We start from the raw sequence: 1323 nt of genomic DNA, 5'->3' as shown, positions 1-1323 counted from the left end.
TGCCATTCCACCACGACCGCACAATATTGCAGAAAACATAACAACTGTATCAGTGTATCATTATTATGAGTAGTTGTAAACCCTTAAATTTCCTTAAGGATCATCCTGATAGAGAACTTACATTGAATCATAGCTTTGAAAAGAGCCCTGCATGACTGCGGACTCTTTGATTCTAAATAAGCACGTATTCTATTTATCGAAATATACAGTTCATTTTGAGTGAATTAAGTATTGTCATTTATTCTTCCTGCTGTTTTGATTTACGATATGCTGTAAATTCGATGTATTCTTTGATAAATTCCTTCTCATTTTCGTTCAATACATCTTCCTGGCAATTCAATTGCCCCATAAGCTCAAAAAAATAAGGACTGCTTTGTTCTTTGATCATTTCGGCCTGGCGTTCCTTACCAATCAGAAGCCAGTCCAGACTCACATCAAAGTAAGCAGCGATTTCGATCAACTTATGGGTACCCGGCGTAGATTTACCCCTTTTCCAGTCGCCAAAGTTACCTGTACTGATTTTGAGTTGTTCGCAAAATGACTTTTTGGTAATTCCCTTGTTTTTGATCAGTAATTCGATACGTTCATAAATAGATTGAGGCTGCATATAGTTCCACTCCCGACCTTGTCATCTAACAACACTTATATAAGTATTTAATTGTTGATTAAAAACGTATTTAAGTATATACTAACTTTAACGACATTTTTTTACTTCTTTTCCTGAATCATTATACCATAGGCTTTAAGGCAGAAGCCTCTACGTACCGATTGGACGGTAAGGTAGGTTACTTTTTTAAGCAAGGGGTGATATTGTTGAACCGCAAGCAGCCCGTTACCTCTTTTGGCTGGGCGATTAAGCAGCGGCTGGCGGAATTGCAGATGGATCAAAAGACGTTTTGTGAGTGTTATGGGATACCACCGTCACGTTTATCCAATTTGATTAACGGTACACGCAAAGCTGCACGCTATCGCAAACAAGTCGCCGAGCTGCTAGACATTACCGAATATTATCACTGATCGGCATGCAACATACATACAAGCTATACTGTTTGAAGCGGTATAACAGTTGGCAGCACCACGTATTCCTCTATGTATTGCCTATTACCATGTTCTGTCATTCAGTGAGACCATTAGCAACAGCTCAGCACAAGAAGAATAAATATAATTATGAATTATAATATAGTATGCTTTGCTTCTGAATTCAATAACCATATTCATCCAGACTTCATTTAACTACAATTTATCACAAATAAAGAGTCCCTGTTATCTTAACATAACAGGGACTCTTTATTATATTACATATGCGGTCGAGAGGACTCGAAC

2 protein-coding genes are annotated in these 1323 nt (G+C 37.7%); one reads left to right on the top strand and one right to left on the bottom strand.

Going from position 1 to position 1323, the window contains the following annotated elements:
• Positions 1-238 precede the first annotated feature (238 nt).
• Positions 239-607 (bottom strand): helix-turn-helix domain-containing protein, encoded by a 369-nt coding sequence (locus tag H065_RS0124700; protein WP_017815781.1) that lies wholly within the window; start codon positions 605-607, stop codon positions 239-241.
• A 206-nt stretch (positions 608-813) separates the two neighbouring features.
• Between H065_RS0124700 and H065_RS0124695 the strand changes: the two genes are divergently transcribed.
• A complete protein-coding gene (locus H065_RS0124695; RefSeq protein WP_017815780.1) occupies positions 814-1017 on the top strand; it encodes a helix-turn-helix domain-containing protein in 204 nt (67 codons plus the stop codon).
• Positions 1018-1323 lie beyond the last annotated feature (306 nt).

The sequence above is a fragment of the Paenibacillus shenyangensis genome (genome assembly GCF_000346635.1).
In the GTDB taxonomy this organism is placed as follows: Bacteria; Bacillota; Bacilli; order Paenibacillales; family Paenibacillaceae; genus Saccharibacillus; species Saccharibacillus dauci.
This window is presented reverse-complemented; position numbering and strand designations above follow the sequence as displayed.